This is a genomic window from Streptomyces malachitofuscus (assembly GCF_055571035.1).
On the sequence record NZ_JBVIGA010000038.1, the window covers coordinates 1 to 18,653 of the forward strand.

General features: G+C 75.9%; 1 protein-coding gene. It reads left to right on the forward strand.

Annotated features, from left to right (window positions below; translation table 11 throughout):
• A partial coding sequence (locus tag ACZ44S_RS36170; protein ID WP_466937103.1) for a type I polyketide synthase occupies positions 1–18,534 on the forward strand: 18,534 nt, incomplete at its 5' end.
• Positions 18,535–18,653: the final 119 nt, after the last annotated feature.

The window sequence follows — 18,653 nt, forward strand, 5'->3', positions numbered from 1 at the left end:
GTGGCGGGTGTGATCAAGATGGTGCAGGCGTTGCGGCACGGGGTGTTGCCGGCGACGTTGCACGCGGACGAGCCGTCCTCGCATGTGGACTGGTCCTCGGGTGCGGTACGTCTGCTGAGTGAGCGGCGGGTGTGGCCCGATGTCGATCGTCCGCGCCGGGCGGGTGTCTCGTCGTTCGGTCTGAGTGGCACCAACGCCCACGTCATCCTCGAACAGGCCCCCGAGCACACCGTGGAGCCGGCCGAGCCCGTCGCCATGCCGATGGTGCCCTGGGTGCTATCCGGGCGCACCGCCGACGCCCTCCGTGCTCAGGCCACCCGTCTCCTGCAAGCCGTACGCTCCGAGCCCGAGGCCGACCTCGCCGAGATCGGTGCCGCTCTCGCCACCACGCGTACCGCGTTCGAGAACCGGGCTGTGGTCTGGGGCCGTAGCGACACCGAACTCCACGCCGCCCTCAGCGCGTTGGAGCGGAGCGAGTCCGACCCCCACGCGGTCACGGGCACGGCGGACGAGGGCCGCACGGCGTTCCTGTTCCCGGGTCAGGGTGCGCAGCGGCCGGGTATGGGGCGCGAGCTGTATGAGGCTTTCCCGGTGTTCGCGGAGGCGTTCGACACGGTGTGCGCACACGTCGGGGAAGAGCTGCGGGAGGTCGTCTTCGGTGACGACGCCGAGCGGCTGCACCGCACCGAGTGGACGCAGCCTGCGTTGTTCGCGCTGGAAGTCGCGCTGTTCCGGCTGGTGGAGTCCTTCGGTGTGCGCCCGGACTTCCTGATCGGTCACTCGGTCGGTGAGATCGCCGCCGCGCATGTGGCCGGGGTGATGTCGCTGGAGGACGCCTGTGCGCTGGTCGTGGCGCGTGGCCGGCTGATGCAGCAACTCCCCGCGGGTGGCGTCATGGTGGCCGTCGAGGCGGCCGAGTCGGAGGTGCTGCCGCTCCTGGCGGACCTTGCCGGTGAGGTGTCCCTCGCGGCAGTGAACGGCCCCCGGGCCGTGGTGCTCGCCGGAGCCGAGACGGCCGTCGAGCAGGTGGCCTCGACGCTGAGGGAGCAGGGCCGGCGCACCACCCGTCTCCGCGTCTCGCACGCCTTCCACTCCCCGTTGATGGAGCCGATGCTCGACGCCTTCCGCGAGGTGGCCGAACGCATCACCTACGCACTCCCGGCCCTCCCCGTGGTGTCGAATGTGACGGGCCGGCTCGCCACCGAAGGCGAGTTGGCGTCCGCCGAGTACTGGGTGCGGCACGTTCGTGAAGCGGTGCGTTTCGCCGACGGTGTGGACGCTCTGGCGGCCGCGGGTGTGACCCGTTTCCTGGAGATCGGCCCCGACGGCACCCTCACCGCCCTCACCCGTACCGTGCTCGGTGACGCCGCCGACCGTGTCGTCTGCCGCCCCCTCCAGCGCAAGGACCGGCCCGAGACCGACGCGCTGTACGCGGCCGTGGCCGCGCTGCACACCGCCGGGGTCCCGGTCGGCTGGGACGGCGTCTTCGCCGGGGTACGTCCCGCGCCTCTGCCCACGTACGCCTTCCAGCGCTCCCGGTACTGGCCCGAGCCGCGCCGGGGAGCGGACGCCGCGACCGGTCCGGGATCCGTGGCGACGGCCGGGGAGGAGGCGTTCTGGAACGCCGTGGACCGGGGCGACGCCGAGGAACTCGCCGGTGTGCTGGGCCTCGACGGCGGCGCGCTGGACGGAGTAGTGCCCGCGCTCTCCGCCTGGCACCGTGAGCAGGCGCAGCGGACCGAGGCGGACTCCTGGCGCCATCGCGTACGGTGGGACCGCCTGGAGCCGGCCAACGGACATACGGTTCCCGGGCGTTGGCTGCTGCTGCAGTCCGGTGACGGTCCGGCGCTGCCCGGTATCGAGGAGTTCGTGCCCGGGGTCGAGCGCGTGGACTGCGACGCCGTTGCGGAGCGGGAGACGCTCGCCGGGCTGCTGCGTGCCGCGGCCGCCGACCCGGAGCCCCTGGCCGGTGTGCTCTCCTGCCCGTGGGAGGCCGGGACCGCCCTCGCCCTCGTGCAGGCCTATGCCGACGCCGCGCTCACGGCCCCGCTGTGGCTGGTGACCAGCGGTGCCGTCGCCGTGGGCGGAGGGACCGAGGCGGCCGTCGAGCCGGGGCGGGCCGCCGTATGGGGCCTTGGACGGGTCGCCGCGCTGGAGCACCCGGACGTGTGGGGAGGCCTTCTCGATCTGCCTGCCCGGCCGGACCGGCGCGCGCTCGCCCGGGCCGCCGCGGTGCTCGCCGCCGGGGACGAGGACCAGGTCGCCGTCCGTGGCGGCGACGCCTACGCCCGCCGGCTCGTGACCGCGCCCGCACCCGACGTCACCGCACCGTGGACGGCACCGGATCGCGTCCTGATCACGGGCGGCACCGGCGCCCTCGGGACGAGGATCGCCCGCTGGGCCGTCGAACACGGCGCCCGGGAGCTGGTGTTGACCAGCCGGCGCGGCCCCGAGGCGCCGGGCGCGGACGGCGTGCGGGACGAACTGCTCGCGCTCGGGGCGCGGGTGACCGTGGTCGCCTGTGACATGGGGGACCGGGACGCCGTCGCGCGGCTGCTCGCCGATCATCCCGTCGACGCCGTGATGCACTGCGCGGGCGTCCTCGACGACGACGTGATCGCCGCGTACACCCGCGACCGGCTCACGGCGGTGCTGGCCGCCAAGGCGGACGCCGCCGACCACCTCGACGAACTGACCCGCGACAGCGGCCTGTCGGCCTTCGTGACGTTCTCCTCCATCGCCGGCGTGTGGGGCAGTGGCGGACAGGCCGCCTACGCCGCCGCCAACGCCCACCTGGACGCGCTCGTCGAGCGCCGCCGTGCCCGCGGCCTGGCCGGCACGTCCGTGGCCTGGGGGCCCTGGGGCGGCACCGGCATGGCCGCCGACGAGGCCGCCCGGACGCTGCTGGAACGGCGCGGCCTGCGCCCGCTCGACCCGGATGCCGCGCTGACCGCGCTGGACCGCGCCCTGGCCGCCCGGGACGTCACCGTGGTCGTGGCGGACGTGGACTGGGAGCGGTTCGGGCCCGCGTTCACCACCGGCCGGCCCAGCCCGCTGCTCGCCGCACTGACGTCCCACACGACCGCGCCCCCGGCCTCGGCTCCTGCTTCCGGCGAGGGCGGTGCCCTGCGCGAACGGCTCGCGTCGCACACCGCGGAGGAACGCGACGCCGCCCTGCTCGACCTGGTGTGCCGACGTGCCGCCGCCGCGCTCGGCCACACGGACCCGGCCGCCGTCGCCGTCGGGCGGGCCTTCCGGGAGATGGGCTTCGACTCGCTGACCGCCGTCGAACTGCGCAACGACCTCACCGCCGAGACGGGCGTCGCCCTGCCCACCACCCTGGTCTTCGACCACCCCACGCCGCTCGCCGTGGCCACGCACCTGCGGGACGCCCTGTTCGGGACCGCGGAGGAGCGGCACGAGGTGACCGTGCGGGCCACCGACACCGACCCGGTGGTCGTCGTCGGCATGGGCTGCCGGCTGCCGGGCGGCATCGACGGACCCGACCGGTTGTGGGAACTGCTGGCCGCCGGAGGTGACACCGCCGGCGGATTCCCCGAGGACCGCGGCTGGGACCTGGCGGCGCTGCGGGAGGTCAGTGACACGGCGGCCGGGGGCTTCCTGGCGGACGCCTCCGCCTTCGACGCCGCCTTCTTCGGCATCAGCCCGCGCGAGGCACAGGCCCTCGACCCACAGCAGCGGCTCGTTCTGGAAACCTCGTGGGAGGCCCTGGAGCGCTCCGGGATCGCGCCCACCACGCTGAAGGGCTCCCGCACCGGTGTCTTCGTCGGCGCCGGAAGCTCCGGCTACGCCGCCGGTCTGACCGAGGTCCCGGAGGGACTCGGCGGTCATCTGCTGACCGGTCAGGCGGGCAGCGTGGTCTCCGGCCGTGTCGCCTACGCGCTCGGTCTGGAGGGTCCGGCCGTCACGATCGACACCGCCTGCTCCTCCTCGCTGGTCGCCCTGCACCTCGCCGCGCAGTCCCTGCGGTCCGGCGAGTGCGACCTCGCCCTCGCGGGCGGCGTCACCGTCATGGCCGACCCGGGTGCCTTCGTCGAGTTCAGCGTCCAGGGCGGTCTCGCGCCCGACGGCCGCTGCAAGGCGTTCTCCGAGGACGCCGACGGCACCGGCTGGGCGGAGGGCGTGGGCGTCCTCGTCGTCGAGCGGCTGTCCGACGCGCGCCGCAACGGCCACCGGGTGCTGGCGGTGGTCGAGGGTTCCGCCGTGAACCAGGACGGCGCGTCCAACGGCCTGACCGCGCCCAACGGCCCGTCCCAGCAGCGGGTCATCCGCCAGGCGCTCGCCTCCGCCGGACTCACCCCGCAGGACGTCGACGCCGTGGAGGCGCACGGCACCGGCACCACCCTCGGCGACCCGATCGAGGCCCAGGCCCTGCTCGCCGCGTATGGCCAGGAGCGCGCCGGGGACCGGCCGCTGTGGCTCGGCTCCGTCAAGTCCAACCTCGGGCACACCCAGGCCGCGGCCGGAGCCGTCGGCGTCATCAAGATGATCCTGGCCCTGCGGCACGGCACCCTGCCGCGCAGCCTGCACGCCGGCCGGCCGTCCTCGCGCGTCGACTGGGACAGCGGACGGGTACGCCTGCTGACCGAGGACATCGCATGGGCCCCGGGCGACCGGGTCCGCCGGGCGGGCGTCTCCGCGTTCGGCCTGTCGGGCACGAACGCCCACGTGATCCTCGCGGAACCGGCCCCGACGGCCGAACCGGCCCCGGCGACTGAACCGGCCCCGGCGGCCGACGAGTCCACCCCGGCGGCCCGCACCGCCGGAGACACCGGACCGGCCGCCGCCCTCCCCTGGCTGCTCGGCGCCCGCAGCGCCCCCGCCCTGCGCGACCAGGCCGCCCGGCTCCTCGCCCACCTCGACCGGCACCCGGATGCGGACCCCGCCGACGTCGCCCACGCCCTCGCGTTCACCCGGGCCCCGCTGGAGCACCGGGCCGTCGCCACGGGCCGCGACCGGACCGCCCTGCTGGCCGCACTCCGGACGCTCGCCGACGGCGACACGCATCCCGCCGTCGTCACCGGGAACACCCTCGCCGCGGGCGGCACCGCGTTCCTCTTCGCCGGCCAGGGCACCCAGCGGCCCGGCATGGGACGGGGCCTCCACGACGCGTTCCCGGCCTACGCCGACGCCTTCGACGCCGTCTGCGGTCACTTCGACGGGCTGCTGCCCCGCCCGCTCGCCGAGATCGTGCACGGCGCCGACGCCGAGCCGCTGCACCGCACCGAGTACGCCCAGCCCGCGCTGTTCGCCGTCGAGGTCGCCCTCTTCCGGCTCCTCGAATCCTTCGGGGTGCGGCCCGCCCACCTGCTCGGCCACTCCATCGGCGCGATCGCGGCCGCCCACGTGGCCGGTGTGCTCGGCCTGCCCGACGCCTGTCGGCTCGTCGCCGCGCGCGGCCGGCTCATGCAGGCGCTGCCCGAAGGCGGCGCGATGATCGCTTTGCAGGCCGCCGAGGAGGAGGTGCTGCCGCTGCTCGACGGGCGCGAGGACGTCCTCGGTGTCGCCGCCGTCAACGGACCGCGCTCCGTGGTCGTCTCGGGCGACGAGGACGCCGCCCTCGACGTCGCCGCCCACTTCGCGGCGCAAGGCCGCAGGACGACCCGCCTCAAGGTGAGCCACGCGTTCCACTCCCCGCGCATGGAGCCGATGCTCGAGGAGTTCCGCGCCGTGGCGGCCTCCGTCGCGTACGCGGAGCCGCGCATCCCCGTCGTCTCCGACCTCACCGGCCGCCTCGCCGAACCCGGCGAGCTGACCAACCCCGAGTACTGGGTGCGGCACGTGCGGCACACCGTGCGGTTCGCCGACGGCGTCGCCGCCCTCGAGGACCGGGGCGCCGGCCGCCTGCTGGAACTGGGGCCCGACACCACCCTGACCGCCCTCGCCCAGGGCACCTGGCGGGGCACGGCCCCCGTCGCCGTGCCCACGCTGCGCGAGGACCGGGACGACGCGGAGACGCTGCTGACCGGCATCGGCGCCCTGCACACGCACGGCACCGACGTCGACTGGCGCGCCGTCCTCGGCACCGTCGCCCCCGGCGCCCGTCCCGTCGAGCTGCCCACCTACGCCTTCCAGCACCGGCCGTACTGGATCGAACCCACCCCGTCCGGCGACCCGGCCGCCGCGGGACTCGTACCCGCCCGACACCCCCTGCTCGGCGCGGTCGTACCGTCCGCGGTCGACGACACCCTGCTGCTCACCGGCCGCCTCACCCCGCGCGGCGGAGGCTGGCTCGCCGCCCACCGCGTCGAGGGCACCGCCGTCGTACCGAGCACCGCCCTGCTCGAACTCGCCCTGGCCGCGGGCGCCCACGCCGGCCGCCCGCAGGTCGGCGAACTCGTCCTGGAACGCCCGCTGGCACTGCCCGAGCACGACGGTGCCGCCCTGCACATCCGGGTCGAGGCACCCGACGCCCGCGGTGACCGCGCCTTCGCCGTGCACGCGCGGCCCGCCGGTGACACCACCGCGGAGTGGACCCGGCACGCCACCGGCGTCCTCACCGCCGAGACCGCGCCCGAACCGGCCCACGACCTCACCAGCTGGCCGCCGCCCGGCGCGCGGGAACTGTCCACCGACGGCCTGTACGCCCGGCTGCGCGAGGCCGGACTCGACTACGGGCCCGTCTTCCAGGGCCTGCTGGCCGCCTGGCAGGACGACGCAGCCGTGTACGCGGAGGTCGCGCTGCCCGAGTCGGCCGCCGCCGACGCCGCCCGCCACGACCTGCACCCGGCGCTCCTGGACGCCGCCCTGCACCCGCTGGGCCTCGGCGCGTTCGACGGCCTCGGCGACGGTCGCGTGCTCTTCTCCGCCGGCCCGGCCCGGCTGTTCGCCACCGGCGCCACCACCTTGCGCGTCCGCCTGGAGCGCACCGGCCCGGACACCCTCGCCCTCACCGCCGCCGACGCGGTCGGCGCGCCCGTCCTCACCGTCGGCTCCCTGCTGCTGCGCCCGGCCCAGGCCGGACCCGCCCCGCAGAGCGCCGCCCCGCAGGCCGGCCACCAGGAGACCGCGCCCGCCACCGAGCCCGTACGCCGCCGCGCCGCCGCCCGCACCCAGCCGCCCGGCAGCCTCCTCGAACGCCTGGCCGCCCGGCCCGCCGCGGAACGCGAACGCACCCTCCTCGCCACCGTCCGCGACCGCGTCGCCGCCGTGCTCGGGCACGGCGGACCCGACGAGGTGGAACCGCAGCGCCCGTTCACCGACCTCGGCCTCACCTCGCTGACCGCCGTCGAACTGCGCAACGGCCTCAGCGCCGCACTCGGCGTCACCCTGCCCGCCACCCTCGTCTTCGACCACCCCACCCCGGCGGCGCTCGCCCGGCACCTCGCCGACGACCTGTTCGGCACCGCCGGCGCCGGCACCCCCACCGCCGTACGGCGCCCCGTCGACGACGACCCGATCGCCGTCGTCGGCATGGCCTGCCGCTACCCCGGCGGCATCGCCGGCCCCGAAGACCTGTGGGACCTGGTCCGCGCCGGGGCGGACGGCATCTCCCCGCTGCCCACCGATCGCAACTGGAACCCCGAGCGGCTCTACCACCCCGACCCCGACCACCCGGGCACCGTCTACACCCGCGAGGGCGGCTTCCTGCACGACGCGAGCCGCTTCGACCCGGCCTTCTTCTCCATCAGCCCCCGCGAGGCCCTCGCCATGGACCCGCAGCAGCGGCTGCTCCTCGAGGTGACCTGGGAGGCGCTGGAACGCGCGGGAGTCGACCCGCACGCGGCCCGCGGCTCCGCCACGGGCGTGTTCGCCGGCGTCACCTACCAGGACTACACGAGCATCCTCGCGGCCTCCGACGACAACTTCGAGGGCTACGTCGGCACCGGCAACTCGCCGAGCGTCCTGTCCGGCCGCATCTCCTACGCGCTCGGCCTGGAGGGCCCGGCCGTCACCGTCGACACCGCCTGCTCCTCCTCGCTGGTCGCCCTGCACCTCGCCGCGCAGTCCCTGCGCCAGGGGGAGTGCGAACTCGCCCTCGCGGGCGGCGTCACCGTGATGTCGACGCCCGGTTCCCTCATCGAGTTCAGCCGGCAGCGCGCCCTCGCCGAGGACGGCCGCTGCAAGCCGTTCTCCGCGGACGCCGACGGCGCCAGCTGGGCCGAGGGCGTCGGCATGGTCGTCCTCGAACGGCTCTCCGACGCGCGCCGCAACAACCACCGGGTCCTCGCCGTCGTGCGCGGCTCCGCCCTCAACCAGGACGGCGCGTCCAACGGCCTGACCGCGCCCAACGGCCCGTCCCAGCAGCGGGTCATCCGCCAGGCGCTCGCCTCCGCCGGACTCACCCCGCAGGACGTCGACGCCGTGGAGGCGCACGGCACCGGCACCACCCTCGGCGACCCGATCGAGGCCCAGGCCCTGCTCGCCGCCTACGGCCAGGACCGCGCCGAGGACCGGCCGCTGTGGCTGGGCTCCCTCAAGTCGAACATCGGGCACAGCCAGGCCGCGGCCGGCGTCGGCGGCATCATCAAAATGGTCATGGCGCTGCGCGAAGGCCTCCTGCCGCGCACCCTGTACGCCGACAACCCCACCCCGCACGTCGACTGGAGCGCCGGGCACGTCCGCCTGCTCACCGACGAACAGCCCTGGCCCGACACCGGCCGCACCCGACGGGCCGGCGTCTCCTCCTTCGGCATGAGCGGCACCAACGCCCACGTCATCGTCGAACAGGCCCCCGGCACCGCCGAACCGCCCGCCGCGCGCACCACCCTGCCCGCCGTGCCCGTCCTGCTGTCCGCGCGCACGCCCGCCGCGCTACGTGCCCAGGCCGCCCGCCTGCGCACCCACCTGCGCACCCGGCCCGGAACCCCGCTCACCGACGTCGCCTACACGCTCGCCGTCGGACGCGCCGCCCTCACCCACCGCGCCGCCGTCCTCGCCGACGACGAAGCGCGGCTCGACGAGACCCTGGCCACCCTCGCCGCCGACGCACCACTCACCGCGCCCGTCCCGGTCGGCTGCGCGGTGCCCGGCGGCGCGGAACCCGTCCTCGTCTTCCCCGGACAGGGCGCCCAGTGGGCCGGCATGGCCCGCGAACTCCTCGACGAGTCACCGGTGTTCGCCGACTGGATCGACCGCTGCGAGCAGGCGCTCGCCCCGCACGTCGACTGGTCCCTGACCGCCGTGCTGCGCGGCGGTCAGGACGCCGCCGACCTCGGCCGCGTCGACGTCGTCCAGCCCGCGCTGTGGGCCGTCATGGTCGCCACCGCCGCCCTCTGGCGCGCACACGGCGTCCGCCCGGCCGCCGTCGTCGGCCACTCCCAGGGGGAGATCGCCGCCGCCTGCGCCGCCGGGGCGCTCACCCTGGAGGACGGCGCCCGCGTCGTCGCCCTGCGCAGCCGCGCCATCACCCGCATCGCCGGCACCGGCGGCATGATGTCCGTACCGCTGTCCGCCGACGACACCCGCGCCCGCATGGAGCCGTGGGCCGGCCGCCTCGCCGTCGCGGCCGTCAACGGGCCCGCCTCCGTCGTCGTCTCCGGCGAGGCCGCGGCCCTGGACGAACTGCACACGGCCCTCACCGCCGACGGCGTCCGCGCCCGCAAGGTCAACGTCGACTACGGCTCGCACTCCGCGCAGGTCGAGGCGATCCGCGACACCGTCCTCGAGGCCCTCGACGGCCTCGCCCCGCACGAGGCGGAGATCCCCTTCCGCTCGTCGCTCACCGGGGACTGGCAGGACACCACCGGACTCGACGCCGCCTACTGGTACGACAACCTGCGCGAGACCGTCCGCTTCGAGGAGGCCGTCCGCGGCCTGATCGCCGCCGGACACCGCACCTTCATCGAGGTCGGCCCGCACCCCGTGCTCGCCGTCGGGCTGCGCGACACCCTCGACGCGGCCGGCGTGGACGGCGCCGTCCTCGGCTCGCTCCGGCGCGACCAGGGCGGACTGCGGCAGTTCCTCGCCGCCCTCGCCGAGGCCCATGTGCACGGCGTGGACGTCGACTTCGAGACGGTCTTCGACGGCACCGGCGCCACCCGGACCGACCTGCCCACCTACCCCTTCGAGCACGGGCGCTACTGGCCGACGGTCCGCGAACAGGCGGCGTCCGGCGCCGCCGGCGACCTCCTCACCGCCGACCCGGTGGAGGCACGCTTCTGGGAGACCGTCGAACAGGAGGACCTGGAAAGCCTCACGGACACCCTCGACCTCCCCGCGGACGCCCCCCTCAGCAGCGTCCTGCCCGCCCTGTCCCACTGGCGGCGCACCCGCAGGGAACGCGCCACCACCGACGCCTGGCGCTACCGCATCGCCTTCAGCCCCCTCGACACCGGCCCGGCCACCCTCACCGGCACCTGGCTGCTCGTCACCCCCGCCGACGCGGCCGGGCACACCGCCCTCGCCGACACCGTCGCCGACGCCCTCACCGCGGGCGGCGCCCGCACCGTCCGGCGGATCACCCTGCCCGACGGGGCCCCCGACCGCAGCGCCCTCGCCGACCTGCTCGCCGGCGCCGAGGACTCCGGACGGCCCGCCGGCGTGCTGTCCCTGCTCGCCCTCGACACCCGCGACCACCCCGAACACACCGCCGTCCCGCAGGGACTCGCCGCCACGCTCGCCCTCGTCCAGGCCCTCGGCGACCTCGGCGTCGACGCACCCCTGTGGTGCGCCACCCGCGGAGCCGTCGCCGTCGGCGGCGCCGACCCCGCGCCGGACGCCGGCCAGGCACTCGTCTGGGGCCTCGGCCGGGTCGCCGCCCTGGAACACGCCGACCGCTGGGGCGGCCTGATCGACCTGCCCGCCGACCTCGACGCCCGCTCCGCCACCCGTCTCACCGCCGTCCTCGCCGACCCCGGCGAGGAGGACCAGATCGCGCTGCGTGCCACCGGTGCCCACGGCCGCCGCCTGGTCCACGCCCCCGGCGCGGACATCCCCGCCGAGGTTTGGCAGCCCCGCGGCACCGTCCTGGTCACCGGCGGCACCGGCGCCCTCGGCGGCCACGTCGCCCGCTGGCTCGCCGACCGCGGCGCCACCCACCTGGTGCTGGCGGGCCGCCGTGGCGCCGACGCCCCCGGCGCCACGGAACTGCGCGACGAACTCGCCGGCCGCGGCGTCGAGGTCACCCTCGCCGCCTGCGACGTCTCCGACCGCACCGCCCTCGCCGACCTGCTCGCCGCACTGCCCGCCGACCGGCCCCTGGACGCCGTGTTCCACGCGGCCGGAGCCCTCGACGACGGCGTACTCGACGCGCTCACGCCCGACCGCATGGACCCCATCTTGCGCGGCAAGGCCACCGCCGCCCGCAACCTGCACGACCTCACCCGCGACCTCGACCTGTCCGCGTTCGTGCTGTTCTCCTCCACCGCCGGCGTCCTGGGCGGCGCCGGACTCGGCAACTACGCCCCCGGCAACGCCTACCTCGACGCCCTCGCCGCCGAGCGCCGCGCCGCCGGACTGCCCGCCACGGCCGTGTCCTGGGGCCTGTGGGCCGACGGCGGCATGGTCGGCGACAACGCCGGGGACCGCATGCGCCGTCACGGCGTCCATCCCATGGACACCGCGGCCGCCTGCGACGCCCTCGGCCGGGCCCTCGACCTCGGCGACACCCACGTCGTCGTCACCGACCTCCGCTGGGACACCTACGCCCCGTCCTTCACCGCGCCCCGCCCCAGCCATCTGCTCGACGAACTGCCCGCCGCCCGCGCGGCCCTGGACGCCGGACGCCGGAACGCCGGCACCGCGGTGGACGACGTTCCCTCGCTCCGCGCCCACCTGGCCGACCTGCCCGCGTACGAACGGGCCGACGCCGTCCTGCAGATCGTGCGCGGCCATGTGGCCGGCGTGCTGGGCCATCCCGGCGCGGACGCCGTCGAACCGGAACGCCCCTTCACCGACCTGGGCATCGACTCGCTCAGCGCCGTCGAACTGCGCAACGGCATGAACCGCATCACCGGCCTGCGCCTGCCCAGCACCCTCGTCTTCGACCACCCCACCTGCCGCGCCCTCGCCGACTTCCTGCTCGCCGAGGTCGCCGAGGTCGCCGAGGTCGCCGAGGTCGCCGACGCCACGGCACCCGCCACCGACGTCGCCCCACACCGGGCGACCGACGACGACCCGATCGCCGTCGTCGCCATGGGCTGCCGCTTCCCCGGCGACATCCGCACCCCCGAACAGCTGTGGCGGATGCTCCTCGACGGCGCGGAGGGCCTGGTGCCGTTCCCGGAGGACCGGGGCTGGAACCTCGACGCCCTCCACGACCCCGAGCCCGGCAAGCCCGGCACGGTCTCCACCCGCACCGGCGGATTCCTCACCGACGCGGGCGGCTTCGACCCGGCGTTCTTCAACATCTCGCCCCGTGAGGCGGTGGCGATGGACCCGCAGCAGCGTCTGCTGCTGGAGATGGCCTGGGAGACCTTCGAGCGGGCGGGCGTCGACCCGCGCACCCTGCGCGGCAGCCGCACGGGCGTCTTCGCCGGCACCAACGGGCAGGACTACACGGGCATGCTCGCCGCCTCCGGCGAGGACTTCGAGGGCTACATGCTGACCGGCAACGCCGCCAGCGTCGTCTCCGGCAGGCTCTCCTACACCTTCGGCCTGGAGGGCCCGGCGGTCACCGTCGACACCGCCTGCTCCGCCTCCCTGGTCGCCCTCCACCTCGCCGTGCAGTCCCTGCGTGCGGGGGAGTGCGACCTCGCCCTCGCCGGCGGCGTCACCGTCATGGCCTCACCCGGTCTGTTCGTGGACTTCAGCCGTCAGCAGGGGCTGGCGGCGGACGGGCGGTGCAAGGCGTTCGCGGACGCGGCGGACGGTACGGGCTTCTCCGAGGGCGGTGGTCTGCTACTGGTGGAGCGGCTGTCGGACGCGCGGCGCAACGGGCATCCGGTGCTCGCGGTGGTGCGGGGTTCGGCGGTCAACCAGGACGGTGCGTCCAACGGGCTGAGCGCGCCCAACGGTCCGTCGCAGCAGCGGGTCATCCGGGCCGCCCTGGCGGACGCGGGCGTGCCGGCCGGTGAGGTGGATGCCGTGGAGGCCCACGGGACAGGAACCCGGTTGGGCGACCCGATCGAGGCACAGGCGCTGCTGGCCACCTACGGCCAGGAACGCGCGGGGGACGATCCCCTGTGGCTGGGGTCGGTCAAGTCGAACGTCGGTCACACGCAGGCGGGTGCCGGTGTGGCGGGCGTGATGAAGATGGTGCTGGCGATGCGGCACGGCGTGCTGCCGGCCACTCTGCACGTCGACCGGCCGTCCTCGCACGTGGACTGGGGTCAGGGCGCGGTGGAGCTGCTGACCGAGGCCCGGGAATGGCCTGAGACGGGGGAGCGCCCCCGGCGCGCCGGTGTGTCGTCGTTCGGCATCAGCGGCACCAACGCGCACGTCGTGCTGGAGGCCGTACCCGAGGAGGAGACGGCGGAGGCGGAGCCGCGGGCGTGGGCGGGACCGGTGCCCTGGGTCCTGTCCGCCCGCAGCCGTGACGCCCTGCGCGCCCAGGCCGCCCGGCTCCTCGACCACATCACCGCGCACCCCGGGCTCACCGACCCCGAACTCGGCCTCTCGCTCACCGCGACCCGCGCCGTCTTCGAGCACCGCGCCGTCGTCCTCGGCGCCGACCGCTCCGCACTCACCGACGGACTGCGCCTGCTCGCCACCGGCGACACCGGACCGCACACCGTCACCGGCACGCACCGCGGCGAGGGGAAGACCGCCTTCCTGTTCTCCGGACAGGGCGCCCAGCGCCCGGGGATGGGACGCGGACTGTACGAGGCGTACCCCGCGTACGCGGACGCCTTCGACGCGGTCTGCGCACACTTCGGCGACGACCTGCGCGCCCTCGTCCTCGGCGACGACGCCGAGCGGCTGAACCGCACCGAGTGGACGCAGCCCGCCCTGTTCGCCGTGGAGGTGGCCCTCTACCGCCTGCTGGAATCCTGGGGCGTACGGCCCGACCTCGTCGCCGGGCACTCCGTCGGCGAGATCGCCGCCGCCCATGTCGCCGGAGTGATGTCGCTGCCCGACGCCTGCGCGCTGGTCGCCGCCCGCGGCCGGCTCATGCAGGAACTCCCCTCCGGCGGCGCCATGTTCGCGTTGGAGGCCGCCGAGGACGAGGTGCTGCCGCTGCTGGAGGACCAGCCGCACGCCGGTGTCGCCGCCGTCAACGGCCCCACCTCCGTGGTGGTCTCCGGCGCGGAGGACGTCGTCACCGGCATCGCCGCCCGGCTCGCCGCCCAGGGACGCCGCACCACCCGGCTGCGCGTCGGCCACGCCTTCCACTCGCCGCTCATGGAGCCCATGCTCGACGCCTTCCGCGCCGTCGCCGCCGGCATCTCCTACGAGCCGTCGCGCATGGCCGTCGTCTCCAACGTCACCGGCCGTGCCGCCGCCCCCGGCGAACTGCAGGACCCGGAGTACTGGGTGCGCCACGTGAGGGAGGCCGTGCGGTTCGCCGACGGTGTCGCCGCGCTCGCCGAGCTCGGCGCGGACCGGTTCGTCGAGGTCGGCCCCGACGGCACCCTCACCGCGATGGCGCAGAGCTGCCTGCCGGACGCCGGGCACACACTGTTCGTCCCGGCACTGCGCAAGGACCGCGACGAGCGCGAGACACTCCTCGACACCCTCGCCCGCGCCTTCGCGCACGGGGTGAGCGTCGACTGGCCCCGCCTCTTCGACGGCACCGGCGCCCGGATCACCCAGCTGCCCACCTACCCCTTCCAGCGCCGCCGCTTCTGGCCCGGCCCGCCCGTCCTGCTCGGCGACGTCACCACGGCGGGACTCGGCACGAGCAGCCACCCGCTGCTCGGCGCGGCCGTGGAACTCGCCGACGGGGACACCCAGGTGTTCACCGGCCGCCTCGCGCTCGGCTCCAGCCCTTGGCTCAGGGACCACGCACTCACCAGCACCGCCCTGTTCCCCGCCACCGGCTTCCTGGACCTGGCCCTGCACGCGGGCGCCAGGACCGGCTGCGAGCACGTCGCCGAGCTCACCATCCTGGCCCCGCTCACCCTGCCCGACCGGGGCGGCGTGCAGGTCCAGGTGCGCGTCGAGGCACCGGACGCCACCGGCGCCCGCCCGCTGACCGTGCACGGCCGGCCCGACGACGCCGAGCCCGGCACCCCGTGGACCCTGCACGTCAGCGGCCTGCTCACGGACGCAGCCGAACCGGCCGCCACGCCCTACGACTTCACCGTCTGGCCGCCCGAGGACGGCGAGGAGGTGCCGCTCGACGGCTTCTACGAGGCGTTCGCCGACCGGGGCCACCTCTACGGCCCCCTGTTCCAGGGCCTGACCCGGGTATGGACGCGCGGAACGGAGGTGTTCGCCGAGGTCGCACTGCCCGACGGGGCGACCCCTGCCGCCGACGACTTCGACCTGCACCCCGCCCTGCTGGACGCCGCCCTGCACGCGGTGATGTTCGTGCCGATGGAGGACGCCGGACGCCTGCCGTTCTCGTGGAACGACGTGCGCCTGGACGCCGTAGGAGCCTCCGCGCTGCGGCTGCGCATGGTCCAGGAGGGCCCGGAGGCCATCGGACTCGCCCTCGCCGATCCCGAAGGCCGCCCGGTCGCCTCCGTCGGCTCGCTCACCCTGCGCGAACTGACCGGTGACCTCGCCGGCTCCACCGTCGGCGCACCCGCCCTGCGGGGCCTGCACGAACTGGAGTGGCAGCCGTCCACCACCCAGGACGCCCCCGCCACGACGACCGCGTGGACCGTCGTCGGCGCGGCCGAGGCGGACCAACTGGCCGCCGCGCTGAACGCCGCCGGGCACACGGCCCACTCCGTGCCGGACCTGGACACCCTCGCCGAGGCCGAAGCGGTCCCCGACACCGTCCTGTACGCCGTACCGGTCGCCGCCGTCGATCCGGAGCCCGAGGCGTCCCCGGGCGCCCTCGCCGACACCGCGCGCACCACCGCCGGCCACGCGCTGGACACCGTGCGGCGCTGGCTGGAGGAGCCCGCATTCCTGCATGCCCGGCTCGCCGTGGTGACCCGGTGCGCCGTCCCCGCCCCGCCCCGGCCCGCCGACCCGGCGCAGGCCGCCGTGTGGGGCCTGGTGCGGGCGGCCCGCACCGAGAACCCCGGCCGGCTCGTCCTCGCCGACACCGACGGCACCGCCCCCTCCCTGGCGGCACTGCCCGCCGCGCTCGGCGACACCGCCTTCGAACTCGCCGTGCACGACGGCACGGTGAGCACCCCGCGCATCGTGCCGCTCGCCGCCGACGGGGCCCTCACCCCGCCCGACGGCACCGGGGCCTGGCGCCTCGCCATCGAGCGCAAGGGCACCCTGGAGAGCCTGCGGCTCGCTCCCTGCCCGGAGGTCACCGCACCGCTCGCGCCGAACGAGGTGCGCCTCTCGATGCGCGCCGCCGGCGTCAACTTCCGTGACGTCCTCACCGCGCTCGGCATGTACCCCGGCGACGCCACCGCGATCGGCCTGGAGGGCGCGGGCGTCGTCACGGAGGTGGGCGACGCCGTGACCGGACTCGCGCCCGGCGACCGGGTGATGGGCATGTTCGCCGGGGCCTTCGGACCCGTCGCGATCGCCGACGCCCGCATGGTCGCGCCCATCCCCGAGGGCTGGAGCTTCGCCGAGGCCGCCACCGTCCCGATCGCCTACCTCACCGCCTACTACGCGCTGGTCGACCTCGGCGGGCTCCGGCCCGGCGAGCGCCTGCTGGTGCACGCGGCGGCCGGCGGCGTCGGCTCAGCCGCCGTCCACCTCGCCCGCCACCTCGGGGCCGAGGTGTACGGCACCGCGTCCCCCGCCAAGTGGGACGCCCTGCGCGCGGCCGGCCTGGACGACGCGCATCTCGCCTCCTCCCGCGACCTCGGCTTCGAGGAGCGGCTGCGCACCGCCACCGACGGCCGCGGCTTCGACGTCGTCCTCGACTCCCTGGCCCGGGAGTTCGTCGACGCCTCCCTGCGACTGCTGCCGCGCGGCGGCCGGTTCCTCGAGATGGGCAAGACCGACGTACGCGATCCCGCACGGGTCGCCGCCGAGCACCCCGGAGTCGTCTACCGCGCCTTCGACCTCGTCGAAGCCGGACCCGACCGGATCGGCGAGATCCTCACCGACCTCGTCGGCCTCTTCGGGCGCGGGGTGCTCAAGCCGCTGCCGATGGCCGTGTGGGACGTGCGCCGGGCACCGGAGGCGTTCCGCTTCCTCAGCCAGGCCCGGCACATCGGCAAGGCGGTCCTCACCCTGCCGGCCGAGCTCGATCCCGAGGGCACCGTCCTGCTCACCGGCGGGCTCGGCGGGCTCGGCCGGATCACCGCGCGCCACCTCGTCGCCGAACACGGCGTCCGGCACCTGCTCATCGCCGGCCGGCGCGGCCCGGACGCGCCCGGCGCCACCGAGCTGCGGGCCGAACTCGCCGCCCTGGGCGCCGAGGTGACCGTCGCGGCCTGCGACGTCGCCGACCGCACCGCGCTCGCCGCGCTCCTCGCGGACATCCCCGCCGAGCGGCCGCTGACCGCCGTCGTGCACACCGCCGGTGTCCTCGCCGACGGCGTGCTGTCCTCCATGACGCCCGAGCGGCTCGCGGAGGCGATGCGTCCCAAGGCGGACGCGGTGGTCGCCCTGCACGAGCTGACCCGCGGCCTCGACCTGGCCCGCTTCGTGGTCTTCTCCTCCGTCGCCGGCACCTTCGGCGGCGCGGGACAGGCCAACTACTCGGCCGCCAACGCCTTCCTGGACGCCTTCGCCCACCACCGGCGCGCCCAGGGACTGCCCGCGACGTCCCTCGCCTGGGGCACCTGGCTGCCGGACGCCGGCATGACCGGGGAACTCGGCGACGCCGACCGCGAACGCCACGCCCGCACCGGCATGGTGGCGCTCGACGCCGCCCACGGCATGCGCCTGCTGGACGCGGCCGTCGGCTCCGACCGGGCCGCGCTGCTGCCGATGGACCTCGACCCGGCCGCGCTGCGCGCCCACCACGACGTGCTGCCGGTGCTGCTGCGCGGCCTGGTGCGCACCCCCGCCCGCCGCCGCGCGCACACCGCCGCGGCCGCGGCGCCCGCCGCGCACGCGCCGCGGACCCTGGCCGAACGGCTCGCCCCGCTGTCCGCGGCGGACCGCGAGCAGCTGCTCCTGGAGGTGGTCGCCGAACAGGCCGCCGCCGTCCTCGGACACGGCTCGGCCGCCGAGATCGACCCCGAACAGACCTTCAAGGAGCTCGGCTTCGACTCGCTGACCGCGGTCGAGCTGCGCAACCGGCTCGCGTCCGCCACCGGACTGCGGCTGCCCGCCACCCTGGTCTTCGACCACCCGACCGCCCTCGCCCAGGTACGGCATCTGCTGGGCGAGCTGCCCCTGCCCGAACCGCCCGGCACCGCACAGGCGCTGCTCGGCGAGATGGACCGCCTGGAGAACGCCCTCGACGGCTCCGGCGTGGCCGGCGAGGACCGCGACAAGGTCACCGCCCGGCTGCGCGATCTCCTCGCCCGCTGGCAGGGCGAGCCCGTCGCCCCGGCCGTCGGCACCCCCGCCGACGAGGACGAGGAACTGGCCGGGGTGGAAAGCGCGGGCGACCTCTTCGACCTGATCGACCGCGAGCTGGGCGACGCATGAGCACACCGCCGGTCCCCCGCACGCACCCGAAGCCCCGGCCCCGCCCGGTTCAAGGAAGTGACACACGTGGCTGACGACGACAAGTACGTGGAATACCTCAAGCGGGTCACGGGCGAACT